Source organism: Marinifilum sp. D714, from assembly GCF_030851345.1.
Lineage (GTDB): Bacteria > Bacteroidota > Bacteroidia > Bacteroidales > Marinifilaceae > Marinifilum.
Genome location: NZ_JALPNU010000012.1, coordinates 1 through 23382, shown reverse-complemented (window position 1 = coordinate 23382; position 23382 = coordinate 1). Strand labels below are relative to the sequence as shown.

The window sequence follows — 23382 nt, the reverse complement described above, 5'->3', positions numbered from 1 at the left end:
TTAGAAATTAATGACAGCTTTAATTATTGTATTACTTATTCTATTAGGAGTTCTTCTTTTATTATTAGAATTTTTGGTGATTCCAGGAATTACATTGGCCGCAATTGGTGGTGTTTTAATGATTGGAGGAGGAATATACCTGGCCTATGATCATTATGGAAATACCATTGGACATTTAACGGTGTTGGCTACTATTATTTTCTGTGGAATATCTTTAGTGTTGGCATTAAAGTCTAATACTTGGAATAAAATAATGCTAAAAGCAGAGGTAGATTCGAAAGTAGAAAAGCTAGAAGAAGAAAAAATACACATAGGAGACCAAGGAATTTGTTTATCTAGACTTGCGCCTATGGGAAAAATAAAAATTAATAAAACTGTTGTCGAGGCGAAATCTACAGGTGCTTATATTGATGAGAAGAGCAAAGTAGAAGTTATTGGCTTAATGGATAAAATTGTAATTGTAAAACCTATATAAAACTATACAGATGGAAGGAATTGGAACTATAATTCTAATATTTGCTGCAGTAGGAGTCGGGATTTATATCCTGTTTGTCTTTATTCCTGTAGCACTTTGGTTTTCAGCTCTGTTATCGGGAGTTAGAATATCCTTGATTCAATTGGTGTTTATGCGTTGGAGAAAAGTACCACCTAAAGTAATTGTAAGTGCAATGATTGAAGGAACCAAAGCAGGATTAAAATTGAATCGAAACGAGTTAGAAGCTCATTATTTGGCAGGAGGACATGTTTCTCAAGTCACGCATGCTTTAGTGTCTGCTTCAAAAGCTAATATAGAATTAGGATTTAAGATGGCAACAGCAATCGATTTGGCTGGTCGTGATGTTTACGAAGCAGTTCAAATGAGTGTAATTCCTAAAGTGATCAATACTCCTCCGGTTACAGCTGTTTCTAAAGATGGAATTCAGTTGATAGCAAAAGCAAGAGTAACCGTTCGTGCAAACATCCGTCAATTGGTTGGTGGAGCTGGTGAGGAAACCGTTCTTGCGCGTGTTGGTGAAGGAATTGTATCCTCAATTGGTTCATCAGAAACTCATAAGTCGGTTCTTGAGAATCCAGATAACATCTCAAGAGTTGTATTGGAAAAAGGTTTGGATGCTGGTACTGCATTTGAAATCCTATCAATTGATATCGCTGATATCGACATAGGTAAAAACATTGGTGCGGTTCTTCAAACTGATCAAGCTGAAGCAGATTTGAAAATTGCACAAGCAAAAGCAGAGGAACGTAGAGCAATGGCTGTAGCTTCTGAACAAGAAAATAAAGCATTGGCTCAGGAGATGCGTGCTAAAGTAATTGAGGCGGAAGCTGAGGTGCCAAGAGCAATGGCTGAAGCTTTCAGAAATGGACAGCTTGGTATCATGGATTACTATCGTATGAAGAATATCGAAGCTGATACAAGCATGAGAGAGAATATTGCAAACCCTAAAGATAAAGGAAAGAAGAAATAAAAATTATTGAATTTTCATTGAAAGCCGAAAGGGAAACATTCCTTTTCGGCTTTTTTTTAAAAATATTTCAAAAAAAATAAAATCTAATCTCATTGATTTATAATTTACTATAATCAGGGCTGGAGAATTCTTTGAATTATTGCGAAAAAAATATTTTGCACATCAGAAATTTTTACATACTTTTGCTTCCGCAATCAGGAGAGGTGGGTGAGTGGCTGAAACCACCAGTTTGCTAAACTGGCGTACTGAGCAATCGGTACCGGGGGTTCGAATCCCCCTCTCTCCGCTAAGTTTTCGGGGTGTAGCGTAGCCCGGTTATCGCGCCTGCTTTGGGAGCAGGAGGTCGCAGGTTCGAATCCTGCCACCCCGACCGAAAATTTTCAGAGGAGTTTAAAAGCTTCTCTTTTTTTATCGAAAACAGTACCGAATTTTTCGGGGTGTAGCGTAGCCCGGTTATCGCGCCTGCTTTGGGAGCAGGAGGTCGCAGGTTCGAATCCTGCCACCCCGACTGAAAAATTTGAGAGTTTAAAAACTTCTCGATTTACTGAAAAATACCGAATTTTCGGGGTGTAGCGTAGCCCGGTTATCGCGCCTGCTTTGGGAGCAGGAGGTCGCAGGTTCGAATCCTGCCACCCCGACAGAGAAGAGAAGTTCATTATTGAACTTCTCTTTTTTTATGCCTGCCAAAATTGTAATTCCTTTCGTTGCATTTATTAAATTTGTGCGCAACTAAACAACAACAGAAATGGAATCGATAAAGGAATTATATAGAATTGGCTGTGGTCCTTCTAGTAGTCATACAATGGGACCTAGAAAGGCAGCAGAAGAGTTTTTGCAAAGAAATTCGGATCATGATAAATTTGAGGTAACTCTATTCGGAAGTCTTGCAGCAACGGGGAAAGGACACCTTACCGGTGTTGCTATTGAGGAGGTTTTTAAGAGCAAAGAGCTTGATTTAATATGGAAACCAAAGGAGTTTTTGGAAAAGCACCCAAATGCTCTAAGATTAAAATCTTATAATAATTCAGGAGAACTTGTAGAAGAATGGACTGCTTATAGTGTTGGAGGCGGTGCCATTGTAGATGATAAGACAGAACATTCCTCACAATCAATTTACGATCTAACCACCATGGATACTATTCTGCAATGGTGTAAAGAGAATGATAAGCAACTTTGGGAATACGTTTTATTAAGAGAGGGAGAAGAAATTTGGGATTTTTTGGATGAGGTTTGGACTGCCATGAAAAGTGCCATAAAAAAAGGAATGAACAATGAAGGTGAACTTCCTGGAGGTTTAAAGTTACCTCGTAAATCTCATTTGTATCATTTAAAAGCAAAGACCTATAGTGGGCCAATGCGAAAGCGTTCGATGCTTTATTCGTATGCATTGGCGGTATCAGAAGAAAATGCAGGAGGAGGAACCATTGTAACAGCGCCAACATGTGGAGCTTGCGGAGTTTTGCCAGCCATTCTATACTATCACAAGAAATTTTACAAGTTTAAGAAAAAGGATATTTTAAAAGCTTTAGCTACTGCTGGATTAATTGGAAATATTGTAAAATTCAATGCTTCAATTTCTGGAGCTGAAGTAGGATGTCAAGGTGAAGTTGGTGTTGCTTGTGCGATGGCTTCAGGAGCGGCAACTCAATTGCATGGAGGAACCATTTACCAGATTGAATATTCTGCTGAAATGGGCTTGGAACATCATTTGGGATTAACTTGTGATCCGATTTTGGGCTTGGTTCAGATTCCATGTATCGAGCGGAATGTGTTTGCTGCAGCTCGTGCATTAAATCACAATACTTACGCATTATTATCCGACGGAAGGCATAGAATTAGTTTTGATCAGGTAACTGAAACCATGATGAAAACAGGCTTGGATTTGTCTTTGTCTTATAAAGAAACCTCACTTGGCGGTTTGGCTAGTTTAAAAGGTTTTACATATAGATAAAATAGGTACTGGCTCATTTAAATGAAAAACAAATGAGCCAATTGCTTTTTTCTCGAGTTCACTTTATTTAGTAAATTAGGTGTTTTGCCAGTAATTTTTGCATAGTTTTTATACTAATGGGCTTGGATACAAAATCGTTGCAGCCTGCTAGCTTTGCCTTTATTTTATCTTCGCTTGTTGAATAGGCTGTTTGTGCAATAATTTTCTGTTCAGGTTTGATTTTTATAATTTCCATGCTTGCTTCGTAGCCATTCATTTCAGGCATCTTTATATCCATAAAAACAAGCTTAAACTCTTTCTGTTTGAAAAGTTTGATGGCTTCAAGTCCATTTTTTGCATGTTCTAAATGGCATTCAGGAGCAATTTCCTCTATTAAAGATTCAAAATAGAGATAATTTATTTCTTCGTCTTCAACAATCAAAATATTGCAATTATTACCCTTCTCACATGGTTTTGTGTTGCTTTCTTGATTTGGGATAAGACAATTTTTCAATTCGATGATGAATTTACTTCCTTCATCAACTTTAGAAATCAACTTAATTTTACCATGAAGTAACTTTACGTTTTCTTTTACAATGGAAAGTCCCAGTCCTAAACCACCTTGCTTGTTACTAATTTCACTTTCGGCTTGAGAAAACCTTTCAAATATTTGTGAATGTCGTGTAGTATCGATTCCAATACCTGTGTCTTTAACATATAGCTCTATTGTATTTTCATTTACATGGTATCCAATTTCAATTGAACCTGAGTTTGTATACTTGAGTGAATTTTCAATTAGGTTAACTAGTATCTTACTTAATTTGACTTCATCAGAATGAATTATACAGTTTTCGTCATTTAAATCTTTATGCAGGTATAGTGATAAATTTTGTTTTTTGGCCTGAGGTTGAAAAATGGTAAATAATTCAGTCATAAGACTGTTAAGGTTGAACTCGCTTTCGTTTAGTTGAACATGTTTTGTTTCCAGAGCTGAGATTTCTAGAATATCATCGATGATTCTTAATAGCTGAAATCCGCTGTTTTTAATAATGCTGATATATTGTTTGCGTTTGGTTGGAGTAATGCTTTCCAACTCAAGGAAATCTGTAAAACCAAGTATTGCATTCATTGGTGTGCGAATTTCATGAGAGAGGTTTTGCAGAAACTCTGATTTTAAGCGATCGCTTCTTTTGGCAATCTCAATTGCTTTAATTAGTTCTTCATTTTGATCTTTATACTCCTCAGCTAAAACTTCATACTCTTTATTGCTTTTTAAAAGTTCTTCTTCAGAGTATTTTCGATTAGTAATATCCTGAACATGAACAATAGTATAAAGAAATTTATTCTTTGAATTAAAAATTGGACTTACACTGGTTAATCCCCATTTTACATTTCCATTATGTGTAAGATATCTTTTCTCAATAGTAAATGCTTGTTTGCTTTCTTTGCATTTTTGATAGTGTTGTTGGCTAAGTTCAATATCTTCAGGATGCGTGATATCTATAAAATTATTTTTTTTAAGATCCTCAGGCGTTGATTCCATCATTTTGCAGAATGCAGAATTTATTGCTCGGAATTTTTTGTCTTCACCTACAATTGCCATTCCAACATCTGAAGCTTCAAAAGAGGTTCGGAATTTTCTTTCGCTTTCAGCAAGTGCTGCATCTGCTTTTTTTCTGTCAGTGATATCTATTGTAGCAAGCATGGCTTTTGCACTATCAAGGGAGTTATAGTCTATCGATAGTTTAAGGTAAATTTGCTTGGCAATACCGCTTAGAGTTTTAATTTCACCTTCGGTTTCAAATTCTTTTTGACCATTTGCAAGAGCAATAACTTCATCTTTAAAAACTTCGTAGGATCTTGGAGTGAAAATTTTATCCAAATTTCCCAGTAGTTCTTCTTTTGATCCAGCATCATGCAGTTTTAATGTTGCCAGGTTTACATCAGTTACTTTAATTTTTTGCGAACATAGAGCAAGGGATTCAGGATGCTCATTAAAATAATCTTTAAAGTTTGTTATGCCATTTTGTTTTAATTTGTCTAGATATTGGTAAAGCTCTGAGAATTCTTCTTCCCATAAAGGAACAGGAGAGTAGTTGAATAATGTTTGATATCTTAGATTATTAAGGTGTCTTTCTTCTTCTGTTTCCTTTATTGGTGTAATGTCTTTTAAAATGCCTCTAATCTCGATTGGTTCTCCTCTTAAATCGTACTCTATTTTGCAAGAGGCTTTTATCCAAACGATAGATTTGTTTTTTTCGGAGAGTCTGAATGTTGATTCACAATTTATTGATTTATTACTGAAGCATTCGGAGAGATTATCTACAAAATTGGTGGTATCTTCATGTTTAATACAGTTTAAAAAACTTTCTTTTGTACTTCCAAAAGTTGTGTTTTTTAAACCAAATACAGTTTCTGCACAATCCGACCAAAGAATTTGATTTTTATTGAATAACCAGCAGAAAGCCACAACCTTTTCATTAGATAAAATATCATAATAATTACCAAAGAAATCATGTTTTCTACTATTTAGAAAGTCAATTTGTTTGCGCAGTTTATCAATTTCTTTATGTAATTCAGCTATATTGTTGATATGTGGCTGATTCATTGGGTGTTTGATTAATAGTATGTACTATTAAATTAAGAAATTTTAGTGAAGCCCACAAAATTGTTTCAAGTATTACTAAACAAAAAAAAAGAATGATTCGGAAATCATTCTTTTAATTTTTTATTTGTTCATGTAGCTTTCTCTGATTGCTTTAAATTCTGAACCTTCTTTCCAATTCGGAAATTTATCTTCGTTAGCCAATTTCCAGCCTACCCTAAACAATAGTTTGGCATCATCGACAACTCCTTGCAAATCCCACCAATCTTCATATTCATCGAATGGTTTGTGGTAGTGGTTAGCTAACCAATATTGCTCCTTTTCCGACATGAATTCTTTTCCTTTGTCCCAATGATCATTATTTCCTCGAACAAATAATGAAGGAACACCAACTCGTGCAAAGCTAAAATGATCTGAACGGTAATACATTCCAGATTGAGCATTTGGGTCAGGTAGAATATAGCGATCTTGATTTTTTGCAGCTTCAACTACATAATCTTCTAATTCAGATTGTCCATAACCTGTAATCATCACATCTTTCATTTTACCATATGGTAACATCAAATCATTATTGATATTGGCAACGGTTTTTTTCAAAGGAAAAATCGGGTGATCGGCATAATATCCCGAACCGTTTAGTCCTGACTCTTCTGCAGAAGGGGCAAAAAATACGATTGATCTTCTTGGTTTTTGTGGCATTGCTTTAAATGCTTCTGCTATCTCAAACATCCACGCAAGTGAGGTGCCATTGTCAACGGCGCCGTTGTAAATTGAATCTCCATTCATTTTAGGGCCAATTCCTAAATGATCCCAATGTGCAGAATAAAAAATGTATTCATCTGCCAAATCGGTTCCTTTTAAAACGCCAAGAACATTGTTGGTTTTATCGAAACGAGCTTTGTTGTGAAATTTAACTGATAATTTTGTGTTGAAATTAAAGCCTTTATAGTCTGATCTTTTTGCTTTTGCCAACTCTTCATTCAAATTTTTACCACAAGAGTTGAATAAAGTTTCAGCAGTATTCCAAGTTATCCAACCTTCTGCAGCACATCGTGATTCATAATTGTCCTTTGGTTGTTGATATAATTTTGGAACAGACGCCGAATTTAAAACAACGGACCAAGGATAACCAGCAGGTTTGGTTTGGTGAATAATTAATAATCCAGCAGCACCTTGTCTGGCTGCTTCTTCGTATTTGTAGGTCCATCGGCCGTAGTAGGTCATTTCATTTCCTTTAAAAAAGCTCTTGTCTGTAGATCCAAATCCAGGATCATTAACCATTACAACTACGGTTTTACCTTTTACATCCAAATCTTTGTAATCATTCCAATTATATTCGGGTGCAATAATTCCATAACCGGCAAAAACCATTTCAGACTTTTTCAACTCAATATCATCTTGCAACCTTCTCGAAAATATCACGAAATCGTCACGGTATTTTAATTCTGATTTGCCTTTAGAAGATTGTAATTTTATGCCTTCTGGAACATCAACCGTAACTTCTACCAATGGAACTTCCTGAAAGTAAGAATCTCCATTTATAGGTTCCAATCCCATTTTTTTATAAAGATTGGCAATGTAATTGATTGATTTTGTTTCTCCTTCCGAGAATGGTTTTCTTCCTTGGTACTCGTCAGATCCCAATTCCTTAATGTATTCTATCATTCTTTCGGTAGAAATTACCGATTCGGCTTTTTGAAGCTCCTTTTCAGGGGTGCTACATGCAAAAATACTTCCGGTAAGCAGAAATAGAGATGCTTTTCTTAGCTTATTCAAATTCATCTTTTAGGTTTAGTTTCAAAATTCAAATATACATTTTATGCTATTTATTATAAAATGAAGGTTAGTTTCAAACCTCGGCACTAGAATGCTTTTTTTTCAGCTTTTAAAGCTCTCCTTGCATAAAGTAAAGCTTCCTACGGCTAAAGAAGTCATTCTTTCGGCTTGTGAATCTTCCCTTCAGAAAAGTAAGGATCCCTTCTGATTAGTACGCCGTTCTTCGCAAAAGGATGTAGTCTTCTCGGGGGGCAAAGATTTTATTAAAATGATGATTTTGTAATCTGAATCACAAATTAGTAGTGATGATTGTCCTATCTTGCAATAGTAATCAAAATGAATTTCAAAGAACTGATTCATTTTTGTAGTTTTAAGTTGAAGTTAAGTAAGTATATCATGAAAGAGAAAAGAAAATATAGAAACGTTGAGATATTGTTAAGGATTGTAACAGCAATAATTTTAATTCAAACCTTACATTTTAAGTTTTCTGGTCATCCACAGGCTATTCATATTTTTTCAACCATTGGAATGGAGCCTTGGGGAAGATATGGAGTTGGAGCAATTGAACTAATTGCTGGAATTCTTTTCTTTTTGCCTAGCTATTGGAAGTTTGCCTCATTAATTACTGCTGGTTTAATGATAGGAGCTGTTGGTTTTCACCTTTTCACACCTTTAGGAGTTGAGGTCGTTGTAGATGGAATCTCGGATGATGGACAGTTGTTTACGATGGCTGTAGTTGCTTTGGTACTTAGTGCGATACTCATCTATAGAGCCAATTTTCCTCAGTTATATAGAGAATACTTTAAAAATAGAATGCGGTAAAATGAATGGTTCGTTAAGCTATGATGAGAAATGTTCATGTGCAAAAAGTACTTTTTGTATTTATGTGAGCCAGTCGCAGGACTTTGAAAGTTCAGAAAAGCATTATTTGGTTAAAACCATTACCAATAACGGATTCTTTGGTATCCTTTATGTAAGTTCGGTTCTTGCGGGTTGGGCAATTGTTGCTGGACTAATTGAGTCAATTTTATTTCCCGGAATCATTGCATATGCAATCTTTCATGGAGTTGTAGATTATAAAGTGTTGACACCACCTATCCTTTTTTTATTCGGGAATATTTTGGCTAAACTGGTGTATATAACTCATAATCTACGTGGAAAAGTAAAACCGTTAGATATCTTAATAGCTGCATTGCCATATGCCGGATCAGCTTATCTCTTAAGAAAATTTCTTGTGAAAGATAAGCTGATGCGCAAAGCTGTAACTATGTGTTTAACTTCTCAAAAGGAAAAGGTAAAAAAGAAATTATTAGGTGTGTTTTCAAAAAAACAATAGTTATTTTTCATTAATTGCTTCTATGTGTCCATAGTAAGAGATGTGACTTTTATTATTAGAAGTAATAAATAAATTTGTATAACCTTGTTTCGAAACTTGTAATTTTATTTGATAGGTATCTTCTTTTCCTTTAGCTTTAAATTTTATCTCATAGCCCTTTTTGTTAAGATTTTTAATTTCTAAATCATTAGCTGTTGTTTCAAAAAGAATACCTCCTTCATCATTAATTTTTGCGATGTGAGCTTTTCCCCAAAAGGGAAGGTAAGCTTTTGTAGAGTCCTGATTTAATTCCAGTTCGTATGAAAAGTTTAAATCTTTGGTGTAACCTGAACTTGTTGTAAGCGAACGTGGAATAAATGTGAACTTTTGATTACTTATCATTTGTTCAATTTCTTGCCTTTTAAATTCTTTTTTTTGTTGTCTTTTAGCCTTTCCGCTAAGCTGAGCGAAACTGTTTGCAGAGGCCAGTAGGCAGATTATAACAACAATTAATTTGATATTTTTCATGTTTTTACTTTTTAGTTCATATGCATTTTGGCATGAACTATGCCAATCATTGTTCAATTTCGTTAAAAAATTTGAAATTGTGTTGAAATTAAATAGGTTTACTGCCTATTATTAATAGATTAGATTTGAATAGAATGAAGAGATTTAAATTGCTTACACTTTTGTTGGGGCTATTTGTTTTTACATCTTTTTCACAAGAAAGAGATAGCCGTGGATATATTGTACAAGTAGGAGATATGGCTCCTGATTTTGAAATGAAATTAACAGATGGCACTACAATTAAATTGTCAGATTATAGAGGTAAAGTGATAATGCTACAATTTACTGCTAGTTGGTGTGGGGTTTGCCGAAAAGAGATGCCGCATATTGAAAATGATATTTGGAAGGCGCATAAAAATAAAGACTTTGCTTTATTTGGAATCGACAGAGATGAACCGCTTGAAAAAGCTAATAAATTAATCAAAGCAACGGGAATTACTTATCCAATTGGATTAGATGATGGAGCTAATATTTTTGCAAAATATGCATATCGTAAAAGTGGAGTGACTCGAAATGTAATTATTGATAGGGATGGAAAAATAATTTTTCTAACAAGGCTATTTAATCCTGAAGAGTTTGAAGCCATGAAAAAAGTAATTGAAAAGGAATTGGATAAAAAATAAATAAAAAGCTGCAAGATGATTACTTGCAGCTTTTTATTTATTAAATGCAATGTCACACTATTTCATTAAGTAATCGAAAAATGTGAGATATCTGATTTTAGAGCAAAAAAATGGGCGGTGACTAGCCGCCCAAAAACTACTACTTAAATTTACTTATGAAAAAGAACTTTCAATCACCCTATGTATTAAAAGTATCCATTCTGCATTAAAGATACTATTTGTTTTTAAATCTAACCCCATTGTAACTCCGATTTTTATGAATAAACTCATTTTGTCAATGAAGAGCTGTTAATTGATGAATAATACATGGAACATGTTTATACTGTTTTAGAATTACAATCATTCCTGTTGATATCTATTACTGTTCTGGTGAAATATTCTTCGAAAAATTAAATCATTTACAAGTTGTATTAGATATACAATGTGAATTTTCTTAATTTTATGGCTATATTGAATTGAGGAATTGTGTTAGTACAATTTTGAAGAATTTATAGGGATAAGTGTATATGGATAAGGAGTTTGTGCAGATTATAGAAAAAGTAAGAACTTTTCTGTTGAAGAACGGTTTAAAGGACTTTTCGTTTGAAAAAATTAAAGATTTTGGTGTAACACAAGAAGATATCTCAAAATTTGTTAATTCTAAAGAAGAATTGGTAGAGAAAATTTTGGAGTATGAAAGAAAGAGTTTTGAAGCAATTTTTCTTGAGTACAACTTCGAAGGTCAGAATGCTATTGATATTTTATTTATCGTTAGCCAAGAGATAAATGATAAGTTTGAACATGTTACGCCTTCAATTACCATGGAGCTTGAGCAATATTTTCCAGAAATTTATGCAAAGCATATGGAAGATAGAATGGAATTTATTTTTAATAAAATTCAGATTAACATCCAGAAGGGAATTGCGCAAGGAATGTATAGGAACGATTTGAGTGGTGAGATGGTTGGACGTATGTACCTTTCTCGTTTGGAGGATATGCATAATCCAGAGTTGTATCCACCTGAGCGATTTAAATTTGGAACGATATACGATACAATGATTGATGAGTTTGTAAAAAGTATTGCTACCGATGATGGTTTAAGATATTATCGCCAGCGAAAGCAATTGTTGGGTGTCTTAAGTTTTGGACGATAAGGAGATTTTATGAAAATTTCGCTTGCTCCTTTACAAGGATATACCGATTGGGTTTTTAGACAAGCCTATCAAAAGAATATTGGGGGTATAGATGAATTCTATACTCCTTTTCTCGTTTTACAGAATGATGGTATCGTAAAAACTGCCCATAAAAGAGAGGTAGAGCCTTACGAAAGTAGATGTAATGATTTGATTCCACAGTTTTTATGCGGAAGCTCCGAAGAATTAAGTTTTTTTGAAACTTACTTTTCTGAATTAGGTTATTTAAAAATGAATTGGAATATGGGGTGTCCATATCCAATGGTAACCAAAAAAGGAAAGGGATCGGGATTGTTGCCAAATCCTGATAAAGTGAAAGAAATTCTAAAAACGGCATTTCATAATAAATTAGAATTATCCGTAAAATTGCGATTGGGTTTAGTTGATGATTCTGAAGTTGATTCAATACTTCCTTTCCTAAAAGATTATAATGTTTCAGAAGTAATACTTCATCCAAGAATTGGAAAACAATTGTATAAAGGCAAGGTAAACTTAAATCGGTTTAATGATTTGTATGAGAAGTATGGATCTTACATTGGGTACAATGGAGATGTTTGTTGCAAAGAGGATTTTGATAAGATTAAAAGCTTATTTCCAAATTTACAGCATGTAATGATAGGGCGTGGTTTACTGAAGGATTATTGGTTACCACATAAATTAAAAGGAATTGCTTTGCCTGATTCTGATAAGAGAAGAGATCAACTTGAAAAAATGCATAATGATATTTTTCAATTGTACTCCTCGTATTTGCAAGGAGATTCTCAAATCATGCAAAAAATGAAGCCATATTGGGAGTATTTTTCGTCACATTTCGAAAATGACAAAAAAGTATTCAAAGCGATTAAGAAATCGGCAGGAATAAAGAAATATGAGCAAGCTGTTGAATTTGCTTTTTCTCAGCAATTGAAATTAGATTAAGGATGAAATACAATATAGAGCATAACGATCAATTTCTTCATGTAGAATTTGATACGCCAACTAAAATACTTAGTTCAGCAATTTTAAATGGTGGGTTTCAACAAGCAAATCATTTTCTGAATACAAAGGTTGACGCTAATTTTAATGGAGAACGAACAGAATTTGAAAAGCCGGAGGTAACTCTTGCAAGAATGGCTGAAGTAAATTCATGGAGTGGTGTTTGTGTGGGTATGATGACTGCAGCAATTATGAAAACGTTTCGAAGGGTGCGCGTCGAGGAACAAGGTGTTTGGATAGATGCGTTGGTTACTGCAGGAATTTCAAATGCCAGAAGGGCTGGTGATCCAGCTGATTACAAGTTCATGAATGAGGAGTGTGAGAAGGTTGGAACCATTAATATTTTGATCGTTACAAACGCTAATTTATCGGATGCCGCTATGGTGGAATGTGTAATGATGGTTGCGGAAGCCAAAGCTGCTTGCATGCAGGACTTGAACATTAAAAGCCGTGTTTCTGACAATATCGCAACAGGAACAGGAACCGATTCAGCAGCAATTGCTTGTGGAGATGGTCCAGAATTAGTTTATTGCGGCAAACATGTTTTGTTTGGAGAATTATTGGCTAAGGTTGTAATTGAAGGTGTAACTCAATCTTTACAAGCCGATAAGTAATTTTCAATAAACTTTACTCTTTCTCGAATAGAAACTTTTGGAAGTTCAATAGTTTGAAAACCAAGTTCATTGTAGGTTTCTTTTAAAAACTGATAGATTTCCATTGAATCATCGAAAGATTCGGGGCGTTCTGCATCGTTTATAAATATCTCTTGCCAAGGTGGAGCAATAAATACAATTGGATTATACTGGTTGCTTTTTTCATTGTATTTTTCTGGAACTTTGAGGCCACCGCGACGAACGTAAGCAATAATATCAGGAATGCCTCTGTCGTAAAAACAATAATTTGAAGAGTTACAACCCCTAAGTTGTTTACCCATTCTTTTAAAACAGATTTCAGCAAAAGCAGCCAGATTTTTCCACGGAAGTTTATCTCCGTTTATTTCGTGTTGTTCACGAATAACAATACGCGATATTTCTTCAAAACCTTGATATCCCTTTTCGATCAATGCGTTTAAAAGACTTGACTTTCCAGAACCTGGGCCGCCGGTAATTATATATCTGTTATTTACTTTCATGTTTTAATCTTGCGATAGATGCTGATAAAATAGCTTCATGTCAACATTATTTCGAATTACATCGGCTAATTTATCGTACTGTTCTTCTTTGAAGTTTTTGTAATTGAATTCATCATCAGATATCGCTTCGAAACCAGATAATAAATCATTGATAACAATAGGATTGTCTAGAATTCCGTGAATGTAGGAGCCCCAACAATTATCATCTAAAATATATCCTTCCTGTTTGCCGTTCGATAATTTATTCAAACTATTGTCTTGAACCAATGATTTGCTCTGTCCCATGTGAATCTCATAACCTTCACAGGTATCTGAATAATTTTTAAAAGCAAATTCACATTGCTCAGTTAATTTTTCTTCTGTAATTACTGTTTCAATTGGCAATAATCCAAGTCCACTAATTTGCTTGATATTACCTTCGATGCTTTTGGGATCAGAGATTACACTTCCCATCATTTGGTATCCCCCGCAAATACCAATCACCTTTTTGCCATTCTTACGTGCATTAATTATGGACTTTGCCACACCATTGTTTTTTAATTCTTGTAGATCAGAAATGGTGTTTTTGCTTCCAGGAATAATGACAATATCAGCATTTTCAATTTCTTGAATATTATTGGTATAGTACAAATGCACTCTAGGATCATGTTCAAGTACTGAAAAGTCTGTAAAGTTCGCTATTCTAGGAAGCAGAATAACAGCACAATTAACTTTTCCTTCTTGTGCATTGCTAAACTTCTTTTCTAAACTTACGGAATCTTCTTCTTCGATATGAATATCTCTAAAATAGGGAAGAACTCCAATTACAGGTTTGCCAGTAAGATCTTCAATAATTTTTTTGCCTTCTTCAAAAAGTTTGATGTCTCCACGAAACTTGTTGATAAGAATTCCTTTGATTTGATTTCGTTCATTTTCATCCAAAAGTGCAATACTCCCATAAACACTGGCAAAAACACCACCTTTGTCAATATCAGCAATAAGGTAAGTAACCGAATCAGTCTCCATTGCCATTTTCATATTGGTAATGTCTCTGGTTTTAAGGTTCAATTCTGAAATACTTCCTGCACCTTCCAAAACTATTGGGTTGAATCTTTTTTCTAATCGATGAAATGCAGATTTGGCCTCCTCAAACAAAGCAGATTTATTATTTCCCATGAAATAATCATATGCACTTTGTGTGCCAACAGGTTTTCCGTTTAAAACTACCTGAGAACTTTTATCGTTTGTTGGTTTTAAAAGAATCGGGTTCATGTCTGTATGACAATCTATGCCACATGCCTCTGCTTGAACCGCCTGAGCTCTTCCTATTTCAAAACCTTCTGGAGTGGCATAAGAATTTAACGACATGTTTTGTGCTTTGTATGGAGCAGGATTGTATCCATCTTGTTTCAAAATTCTACAGAATCCGGTATTTACAATACTTTTTCCTACATCAGATCCTGTTCCAACGAACATTACAGGTTTTAGTTTTCTCATGTTTAAAATCTTAAGCTCAATCTATTTCCCTAGTTTTTGGCAAAAATAACTTTTTATTGGTGAGTTGAATTGGTTTTTAAACATTCTATATGAAATTATCTTCTGTAAGATTTAAATACTCTTGATATAAAATCATGTAGAGTTTATTCATTCTAAATTTGTAATCAGAGGTGAATAGATTTCATATGGTTATAAATTATTATTAATTTTGCTATTATTGTAATGATTTGTAAGATGCTTGCAAGTTAATTGTAAAGAATTCATCTGATGGATAATGATTATAAGCCATTTAGATTGACCCTAATTGTTAGAACATGAAGATTCAAATTGATGAAGTAGATCAGAAGATATTATCTTATTTGATCAAAAATGCACGTATACCTTTTCTTGAAATTGCCAGAGAATGTGGGATTTCGGGAGCGGCAATTCATCAACGTGTAAAAAAACTTGAAGACGCTGGCATTATTGATGGATCGCGTTTTATTGTAAAACCTCGAGCTTTAGGCTACGAAGTTTGTGCATTTGTAGGTATAATTTTAGATCATGCACATCAATATAAAATGGTTGTTGATAGTATTGAGGCAATTCCAGAAATCGTGGAATGTCATTTTACTACAGGTAATTATACATTTTTGGTGAAAATGTTATGTAGAGATAACCAGCACCTTATGGATGTATTAATAAATACTCTTCAGAATATTGATGGAGTATCTAAAACAGAAACTCTAATTTCCTTAGAGCAAACTGTTGATAGAGAAATAAAGTTATAATGATCTGATATCATAATATAAAGGCTTCCAGTTTGGAGGCCTTTTTTTATGGATTAAACTGATAAATGACATAAAAAAGAATTTAAAAGCAAGCTATTTTTGTATCTTACAAAATCTTAAAATTTAAATACTATTAACATGTTTCCAAAAGAAGTTTATATAAACAGACGTGAGAAATTGCGTGCATCCATGAAAGATGGAATTGCAATTGTTCTTGGTAACCCAGATGCTCCAATGAACTATGCTGGTAATATTTATCACTATCGTCAGGATAGTACATTTTTATATTTTTTCGGTATTGATCATCCTGGTTTTGCTGGTGTTTTCGATATAGATAATAACAAAGACTATGTTTTTGGTAATGATGTCGACATTGATGATATCATTTGGATGGGGCCTCAACCAAGTGTTGCGGATCAGGCTGCAGAATTTGGTTTGGAAAATACAGCTCCATTTGATGAATTGAAAACTTTTGTTGCAGAAGCAGTTAAGGAAGGTCGTAAAATTCACTTTTTACCTGTTTATCGAGCAGAGAATAAAATATTGATTCATGAAATGCTTGGTACTCCTCTTGATGCGATTAAAGAAAATGCATCGGTTGAATTCATTAAAGCAGTAGTTGCTTTGCGTGAAATTAAAGATGAGTATGAGATTAAAGAACTAGAAAGAGCTGCTGCCATTGGTTACGAAATGCATACAACAGCTATGAAAATGGCAAAAGATGGAGTGTATGAGAGAGAAGTAGCAGGTGAAGTTGAAGCCATCGCACTTAGAGCAGGTGGAATGTTATCTTTCCCGGCTATTGTTTCGAAAAGAGGTGAAACTCTTCACAATCACGAACATGGTAACTTGTTAAAAGCAGGTGATTTATTACTTGTTGATTGTGGTGCTGAAACAGATAAACATTATGCTTCTGATAATACAAGAACAATTCCAGTTGGTGGTAAGTTCAGCCAAAAACAAAGGGAGATCTATGAAATTGTACTGGAAGGAATAAACAAAGGGAATGAATTGATTCGTCCTGGAGTTACATATCAAAGTATTCACCTTGAGGTTTGTAAGGTTTTGGCAACTGGTTTGAAAAAACTTGGTCTAATGAAAGGTGATATTGATGAAGCTGTAAAGGCAGGTGCACATGCTTTATTTATGCCACATGGTTTGGGACATATGATGGGACTTGATGTACATGATATGGAAGACTTTGGTGAAAACTACGTAGGTTACGATGATAAAGTTCAGAGAATTGATCAGTTCGGAACAGCCTATCTAAGATTGGGTAAGGAATTAAAACCTGGATTTGTATTGACAAATGAACCAGGTATTTACTTTATTCCTGCTTTAATTGATAAGTTTCAAAATGAAGGTTTGCATAAAGAATTCATTAATTTTGATAAAGTAAACGAATATCGTGATTTTGGTGGAATTCGCTTAGAAGACGATGTGCTTGTGACAGAAACTGGTAATAGGTTAATTGGTAAAAGAATTCCTGTTTCGGTTGAAGAAGTTGAGGCGATTATGAAATAATTACAACCCAATATTTATAAGACTTAGCGGTCTCTCCTAGGAGAGACCGCTTTTTTTTAATCTTGACCTATTGTTTAATTTTTCTTAGCTTTACTAAATATTTATACAAATGTGTAACAAATAAACCCTTTTATCAGTTTAAAAGGTATATTTGTGTAATAAAATAAGACATACGTACAATAATTAAATGGTATGTATTAAATACTTTATCTCTAAAGCGCTGAAATAGTCTTTGTTGGATTGTCTCGAAATGATAGGGAAGAAGTGGTTTGAAATGTTAGCAAAGAATTCTATTAGCCTTAACGAATATAACTTTGAATCTATAAATATGAGAAATGATAAAATCTTTACTCGTTTTAAAAAAATTTTAAAGTCAATTTCAATTTTCATACTATTAGCAATTCCTTTGTCAGGATTTGCACAGTATGATTATGAGCATTATGTACCACCCTTTTATTGTTCTTCTCAGGTTGGAAAGCAGGAGGTGTTTTTATCAACAAACTCAGAGAAAGATATCAATGTTTATATTGAAGATGGACAAGGAAATGCTATAGCTGGACCATTTACAATTAATAGAAATCAAAGTGATACATATGTGTTTGAAACTCCTGACGGAGCTACGTATAGTAAACATAGTAACACATCTTATCCAGATGGATGTAGTTATTCGCTAGGTATTATTGGACCAAAAGAATTAAACAAACCTCTGGATGGACAGGGTTTAAGAATTTATTCTTACGATGGTCCATTCTTTGCAAATATCCGACATGGTTATAGTAATAGTGGTGAAGGAGGTGCTTTAACGCATGGATTTTCATTGTCAGCCAAAGGAGCTTATGCCAAAGGTAAAGAGTTTTATTCTGGTCACTTGTATGGTCACACTATATTGAATGGAGACCCTTTGGATTATAGAGAAAATTGGTGGTCTGATATTTATTACGATACTAGGCCTATCAGAAGCCACTCTATTTCGGTAATGGCGGTTGAAGATGGTGTTACTACGGTTACATTTTCTGGTATAAAGTGTAAGTATATTACCAAGTATGAGGGAGGTAAAGTTGTTTTAAGGTCAATTGCACCTAATGAAACAATTACTGTTAATTTAAATAAAGGACAAACTTATACGCTTGGAACAAATTTACATAGTGACCAATTTGGAAGTGAATCGATAGAGGTGCGTAATGGAATGAATGGTACGCATATTACATCAACACAGGATATTGTTGTAAATTCAGGCTCTTGGACAGCAGGTGCTAAACCTTCGCAGGATATAGGGTTCGATCAGATTGTTCCTGTTGATCAGGTTAGGGACAAGTATATTGTAATGAAAGGACAGGGGGAGGCTGAACCTGATCCTACGGCTTATCATGCTGGTCAAGAAAGAACCATTGTAGTTGCCACTCAAGCCAATACAGAGATTTGGGTGAATGAAGTTTTTAAAGGAACATTGGTCGAACCAGGAGATTTCATGATTCTGGATGATATTGTTAATCCTGATGATATTCCAACACTATTTATCAATTCAAAAGGTAAAGATATATATGTTTATCAGACCATGTGTGGCACAAGTGAGGATTGGATAAATATTGGGCTTAATTTTATTCCTCCATTAACAGCACTGGGAATGAAAGAGGTTGTGATTCCTAAGGCTGAGCAGATTACCAGTGGAGATTACATCAATCCAACAGTTACAGTTCTAGCACAAAAGAATGTTAATGTTAAATATAATGGCGTTACACTAAATAATCCCAATGATATTCTAGGGTCAACAGAATGGGTTTATTATGAGGTTTCAGGAATTTCTGGCGATTGTCGTTTTACAGGAGATAAAGCCATTAATGTTGCTTGGACTGCAAGTTCGAATACATTAGGAGCAGCAGGATATTATTCAGGTTTTACAAAAGCAGTATCCCCAATTCATCCTGATCTAAATATCGATACCGATTTAAGTTTGATCTGTGAAAGTTACGATGATGATATAATTGTATCAATAAAAGATAATACAGGAAGAAATCCTGATTTTTACGAATGGTATAAGGAAGTTGTAAATGGCTCCGGAGAAACAGAATGGGAAGGGCCTAATTTTATAAATAGTTCATTAAAAATTCCAGCTCCAAATGAAAATACAACTTGGCAGGTTAGAGCATATTATCGAGATCCAAGTTTGGAAATTCTATTTAATGGTGATTTTTTAGATGGATACAATGGTTTTGATTCTTATTATGAGCTTGTTACGAATAATTTGGTAGATCCTGGTCAATTTGCAATTACGGGGAGACCTAAGGATGAAAATCCGATATTGAATGATTTTAATCCTATTGGTGGATGGAAGATGTTATTGGCATATTCTAAAAACCAGAATGATACCATCTACCGCTCAGCTGAAATGGCAGTAGAAACTGAATTTAATTACATTTTTAAAATGTATGGTCGACTGGCACAAAGTGATGCCACAAAGAATCAATCTCTTAAGATTTTAATTAATAACGAGACAATTGTAGAAAACTTTAGAATTGATCGTTCGGATGATTGGCAATCAGTATCAGCATTGTGGAGACCTAATGGCGCAAGAAATGCATCTATTAAAATTCTAAATAACAACTTAAATGGCGAGGGAACCTTTTTTGCCATTGACAGTATTAGTTTTGTTCAAGCAGTAGAAGATACAGATTTATTTGAAGCTAAAGTAATTCCTAATTATAGTTATTCAAATAATGGAAAAACATTTCACTTCTGTGAAGGTGTACAAAGTTCTTTGGATGTTTCGAATGGAGATACAAGTTGGTATAGCTATTCTTGGTCTAAAAAAGATGATGAAACGGGTAATTATATTGGTCTGGAAGATGTTGCTGGTGAATTTTCAGGAACCAAAACACATGAATTAATTTTCTTAAATCCACAGCAGGATGATGAAGGAGATTATAGATGTACAATTAATTTTAAAGAAGAATATAAAAATTGCGGGACGTCGACAGATGATGTACATGTTGACCTTTCTGTTTTAGTAGATGAACCTGCAACAGTTGATATTGAGGCTGACAAAACACATTTTTGTTTTGGTACATCTGCTAATTTAATGGCATTAGTGACAGGAGATGCCGGTCAGGTTAAATGGTATGTAGATGGAGGCGAAGATCCTGTTTCATTGGAAAATCCATTTGTGTTTTCAGGATATGATGCAGGAACCTATACAGTTAGATGCGAAGCTGAAAATGGATGTGGTTTGGCATTTGATGAAGTTACTTTAGAAGTATTATCTGCACCAGTTTTAAATTCCTTAACGGTAAACCCTGATCTTTGTGAGAATAAGGATATTATTTTAACTGCAGATGCAACTGGTAATGGAACAATAGTTTACAATTGGAAAGAAGGAACCACCGATTTGACTGAAAAAGGTTCAATTTTAAAGTTTCCGGCAACAATGGCTCACAGAGATCTTACTTATTCAGTAAGTGCAACTAGTGTTTATACAACTGTTGATGGAAATGTAGAATGCCCTGCAGATCTAACCATCCCAATTGATAATCTGGATGTATATCCAAATGTAGCAATTACCGATCCTTTAAAAGATGCAAATCTATGTGAAGGAAATGGAAATCATACTTTTTTCGTATCGCTTTCTCAGCCAGAATCATTTTATAATTTTTCATGGCAAAAAGATGGTGTAGATGTCGATGGAGTTACCGCTCAGAAAATTATTACTCCAATTAATCTTACAGATGCGGGACAGTATAAGCTTACTGTTTCGAATAGATGTGATACAAAGATATCTACAGCAAATTTAACAGTGGTACCGAAAATGGTTGTGAATGGAATTACAGCAAGTGCTGTTGGTCCATTCTGTAGTCCAACAAATGTAACGGTTACTTTTGATGATAATGGAGCCGTTGCTGAGTATAAGGCTAAAAAACCAGATGGTTCAGAAATTGTAATCACGAATCCATACACATTCGAAGTGAATACAACAACCGAAGGAACATGGGAATTTATTGCTGTACCTAATTGCGATGGAGATAATTTCACTCATAAACTTACATGGAACTTGATTCCTGATTTTGGTGCAGTTTCGATGAATGATGTTGCTACCTGTATTGGAAAAGATGTTGACTTTGTGGTTGACGTTAATGATGTTTCACCTTTGTCAGAATTGACTTACGAATGGAAAGACAATACAAATACAACCATTGTAGGAGAAAATAAAAACTTCTTGAGTCTAACGAATGTTCAGGATGCAGATTTAGGACAATATAAATGTATTGTAACAGATCAGTGTGGAAATTCAAAAACTGCAACAGCTAATTTAAGTATTGAAAAAGTAACGACTTCTACAACTGGAACTGCAATTGAAAAATGTGTTGGCGACACCGATTTTCGAATTGATATTGCCTATACTGGAACTCCAAATTTTGAGTGGAGTTTTAAAAATAAAGCAGGAGATGTAACAATCTTAAGCGAATCAACAGGTTCGCTAACTATTAATCCAGTAAACGTTAATGATGCAGGAATATATTATTGTGCAGCTACTTTAACTTGTGGTGATGTTGTGAATATTCAACGAGAACTTATTGTACACGAACATGTTTCTATTGTTTCTCCTGCCGATGAAATAATTCATATTTGTCAAGGAGAAGAACCAGTTCTTGATATTGAAGTGAATGGAGATGGAGATATTTATACTGTAAGTTGGACCGATGATTCTGATAATCCACTAGTTGGGGTTGGTGATGTAAATCAGGTGCAATTAAGTAAGCACGATATGCCAGGAATTTATACTTACAAAGCAAAAGTAACAAGTCTTGGAAATTGTGATAATTTGGAGAAAAAGTATATTGTTCAAGTTCACGAGAAGCCAATATTAAGTACCATTGATAACAACGTAAACAAATGCGCTGGTCTCGTTGAGTTAAAAATCACCGAAAGTGGAGAACATAATGGTATTAGTTGGTGGAAAGATGGAGCTTTAGTAATTGATGGTAATGCAGTTGCAAATGATTTTGTAATTAATCCAGCAGTAAGTCCTGATGACGATGGAATTTACGTTGCTAAGGTAAACTCTGATTATTGTGGTGATAATCAGGTTTCTATTAATTTGGATGTTAGAAATAATATTAATGTAATAGGTAAATCTCCTGCAACAACAACATTTTGTGAAAATGAAGAGGTAAGTTTATTTGTTACTGCAAATGCTGGTGGAGATGAAATTTATTACAAATGGTATAAGGAAACAGAACCTGGTACAACATTGTCGGATCAACCTACTTATAATATCAGCAATGTTGATTTAACACAAGCTGGAACTTACAAAGTTGAATTATATAATGATTTAGGATGTGGTAATCAAACCTTATCATTTGATGTTGTGGTAAATAAAAATCCAACTGTTACAAATCCATCTGATAAAATAATTTGTGAAACAGAAACTTCAGTTGATTTTACAGTTTCAGGTGATGCGCAAGGTGGAGCAAATTATCAGTGGTACAATAGTGCAGGTGAAATTGTTGGTGCGACATCAGCAACTTATACCGAAACCAATTTGGTTGATGGTGAAACTTATTATTGTGAAGTGACCGGAACAGTTGGAAGTTGTGGAACGGCAACATCCGAAAAAGCAACTCTTACTATTATAAAAGAAGTTGCAGTTACAAAACCGGTAGATTTAACTATTACGGATGGGGCAGATGCTACCTTTAGTGTTGTTGCATCTGGTGAGCCAAATTATTCTTATCAATGGCAGGTTTTTGATGGAACATGGAAAGATATTAATGATGTTGATAAATATTCTGGAACTCAAACTTCTGAACTAAAAATCACAAATGCAGATATAGCAACTTATAATGGAAAACAATACAGATGTGTTGTTGTTAGTGATGGAACAGTTTGCTTTTCAAGTGCAACGAGTGATTTAGCCACTCTAACAATATTAGCAGTTAATAAGATTGCAGTTCAGCCAGGTAATCAGGTAGTATGTGAGGGAGAAGATATTGTATTCACAGTAAGCGGAACCAAGACTACAGGACTGACTTACCAATGGCAATACCATACAGGTGATAA

At 34.4% G+C, this 23382-nt stretch carries 17 protein-coding genes and 4 tRNA genes; 16 read left to right on the top strand and 5 right to left on the bottom strand.

All coding sequences use genetic code 11. The features are described 5' to 3' along the window. The first annotated feature begins 10 nt into the window (after positions 1–10). The 7 genes from M0051_RS12165 (at position 11) to M0051_RS12135 (ending at position 3417) form a co-directional block, all read left to right on the top strand. Positions 11–475, top strand: coding sequence for an NfeD family protein (locus tag M0051_RS12165; protein ID WP_306741796.1), 465 nt, complete (start codon positions 11–13; stop codon positions 473–475). Positions 476–485: 10 nt separating this feature from the next. Continuing rightward, positions 486–1466, top strand: a complete 981-nt coding sequence (floA, locus tag M0051_RS12160) for a flotillin-like protein FloA (RefSeq protein ID WP_306741795.1) — start codon at positions 486–488, stop codon at positions 1464–1466. Positions 1467–1663: 197 nt separating this feature from the next. Further along, positions 1664–1752: transfer RNA gene (locus tag M0051_RS12155), tRNA-Ser, on the top strand. A gap of 9 nt (positions 1753–1761) precedes the next feature. Continuing rightward, positions 1762–1836: transfer RNA gene (locus M0051_RS12150), tRNA-Pro, on the top strand. A gap of 63 nt (positions 1837–1899) precedes the next feature. Next, positions 1900–1974: transfer RNA gene (locus M0051_RS12145), tRNA-Pro, on the top strand. 55 nt (positions 1975–2029) lie between these two features. After that, positions 2030–2104, top strand: a tRNA-Pro gene (locus M0051_RS12140). A gap of 107 nt (positions 2105–2211) precedes the next feature. Beyond that, positions 2212–3417, top strand: a complete 1206-nt coding sequence (locus M0051_RS12135; RefSeq protein WP_306741794.1) for an L-serine ammonia-lyase — start codon at positions 2212–2214, stop codon at positions 3415–3417. A gap of 67 nt (positions 3418–3484) precedes the next feature. Here the strand turns inward: M0051_RS12135 and M0051_RS12130 are convergent, their stop codons facing one another. Then, the gene (locus tag M0051_RS12130; protein ID WP_306741793.1) at positions 3485–6004 is read right to left on the bottom strand and encodes a PAS domain-containing hybrid sensor histidine kinase/response regulator; all 2520 of its coding nucleotides are present in this window, start codon (positions 6002–6004) and stop codon (positions 3485–3487) included. Positions 6005–6124: 120 nt separating this feature from the next. After that, a complete protein-coding gene (locus M0051_RS12125) occupies positions 6125–7783 on the bottom strand; it encodes a M28 family metallopeptidase (RefSeq protein ID WP_306741792.1) in 1659 nt (552 codons plus the stop codon). A 390-nt stretch (positions 7784–8173) separates the two neighbouring features. Here M0051_RS12125 and M0051_RS12120 point away from each other — a divergent pair, with 390 nt between their 5' ends. Then, positions 8174–8599 (top strand): DoxX family membrane protein, encoded by a 426-nt coding sequence (locus M0051_RS12120; protein WP_306741791.1) that lies wholly within the window; start codon positions 8174–8176, stop codon positions 8597–8599. Between the two features lies 1 nt (position 8600). Next, complete coding sequence (locus M0051_RS12115) at positions 8601–9113, top strand: hypothetical protein (RefSeq protein ID WP_306741790.1); 513 nt, start codon at positions 8601–8603, stop codon at positions 9111–9113. Here M0051_RS12115 and M0051_RS12110 read toward each other — a convergent pair whose 3' ends face one another. Beyond that, on the bottom strand, positions 9114–9620 hold the full coding sequence (locus M0051_RS12110) for a DUF4251 domain-containing protein (RefSeq protein ID WP_306741789.1): 507 nt from the start codon (positions 9618–9620) through the stop codon (positions 9114–9116). Between the two features lie 134 nt (positions 9621–9754). Here M0051_RS12110 and M0051_RS12105 point away from each other — a divergent pair, with 134 nt between their 5' ends. The 4 genes from M0051_RS12105 to M0051_RS12090 all read left to right on the top strand — a co-directional run bounded on the left by M0051_RS12105 (position 9755) and on the right by M0051_RS12090 (position 13043). Continuing rightward, positions 9755–10282: a TlpA disulfide reductase family protein gene (locus tag M0051_RS12105; protein WP_306741788.1), complete on the top strand. Its 528-nt coding sequence runs from the start codon at positions 9755–9757 to the stop codon at positions 10280–10282. 506 nt (positions 10283–10788) lie between these two features. After that, a complete protein-coding gene (locus M0051_RS12100) occupies positions 10789–11415 on the top strand; it encodes a hypothetical protein (RefSeq protein WP_306741787.1) in 627 nt (208 codons plus the stop codon). Positions 11416–11424: 9 nt separating this feature from the next. Then, on the top strand, positions 11425–12372 hold the full coding sequence (locus M0051_RS12095) for a tRNA-dihydrouridine synthase family protein (RefSeq protein WP_306741786.1): 948 nt from the start codon (positions 11425–11427) through the stop codon (positions 12370–12372). Between the two features lie 2 nt (positions 12373–12374). Further along, the gene (locus tag M0051_RS12090; protein ID WP_306741785.1) at positions 12375–13043 is read left to right on the top strand and encodes an adenosylcobinamide amidohydrolase; all 669 of its coding nucleotides are present in this window, start codon (positions 12375–12377) and stop codon (positions 13041–13043) included. Here the strand turns inward: M0051_RS12090 and M0051_RS12085 are convergent. Both M0051_RS12085 and M0051_RS12080 read right to left on the bottom strand, forming a co-directional pair. Further along, positions 13019–13561: an AAA family ATPase gene (locus M0051_RS12085; RefSeq protein ID WP_306741784.1), complete on the bottom strand. Its 543-nt coding sequence runs from the start codon at positions 13559–13561 to the stop codon at positions 13019–13021. The genes M0051_RS12090 and M0051_RS12085 overlap by 25 nt on opposite strands. 3 nt (positions 13562–13564) lie before the next feature. Continuing rightward, complete coding sequence (locus M0051_RS12080; protein ID WP_306741783.1) at positions 13565–15037, bottom strand: cobyric acid synthase; 1473 nt, start codon at positions 15035–15037, stop codon at positions 13565–13567. 314 nt (positions 15038–15351) lie between these two features. Here M0051_RS12080 and M0051_RS12075 point away from each other — a divergent pair, with 314 nt between their 5' ends. The 3 genes from M0051_RS12075 to M0051_RS12065 all read left to right on the top strand — a co-directional run. Further along, a complete protein-coding gene (locus tag M0051_RS12075) occupies positions 15352–15807 on the top strand; it encodes an Lrp/AsnC ligand binding domain-containing protein (RefSeq protein ID WP_054715791.1) in 456 nt (151 codons plus the stop codon). 138 nt (positions 15808–15945) lie between these two features. After that, positions 15946–17331, top strand: coding sequence for an aminopeptidase P family protein (locus M0051_RS12070; RefSeq protein ID WP_306741782.1), 1386 nt, complete (start codon positions 15946–15948; stop codon positions 17329–17331). A gap of 328 nt (positions 17332–17659) precedes the next feature. Then, the coding region (locus tag M0051_RS12065) for a hypothetical protein (protein WP_306741781.1) at positions 17660–23382 on the top strand (5723 nt) is incomplete at its 3' end.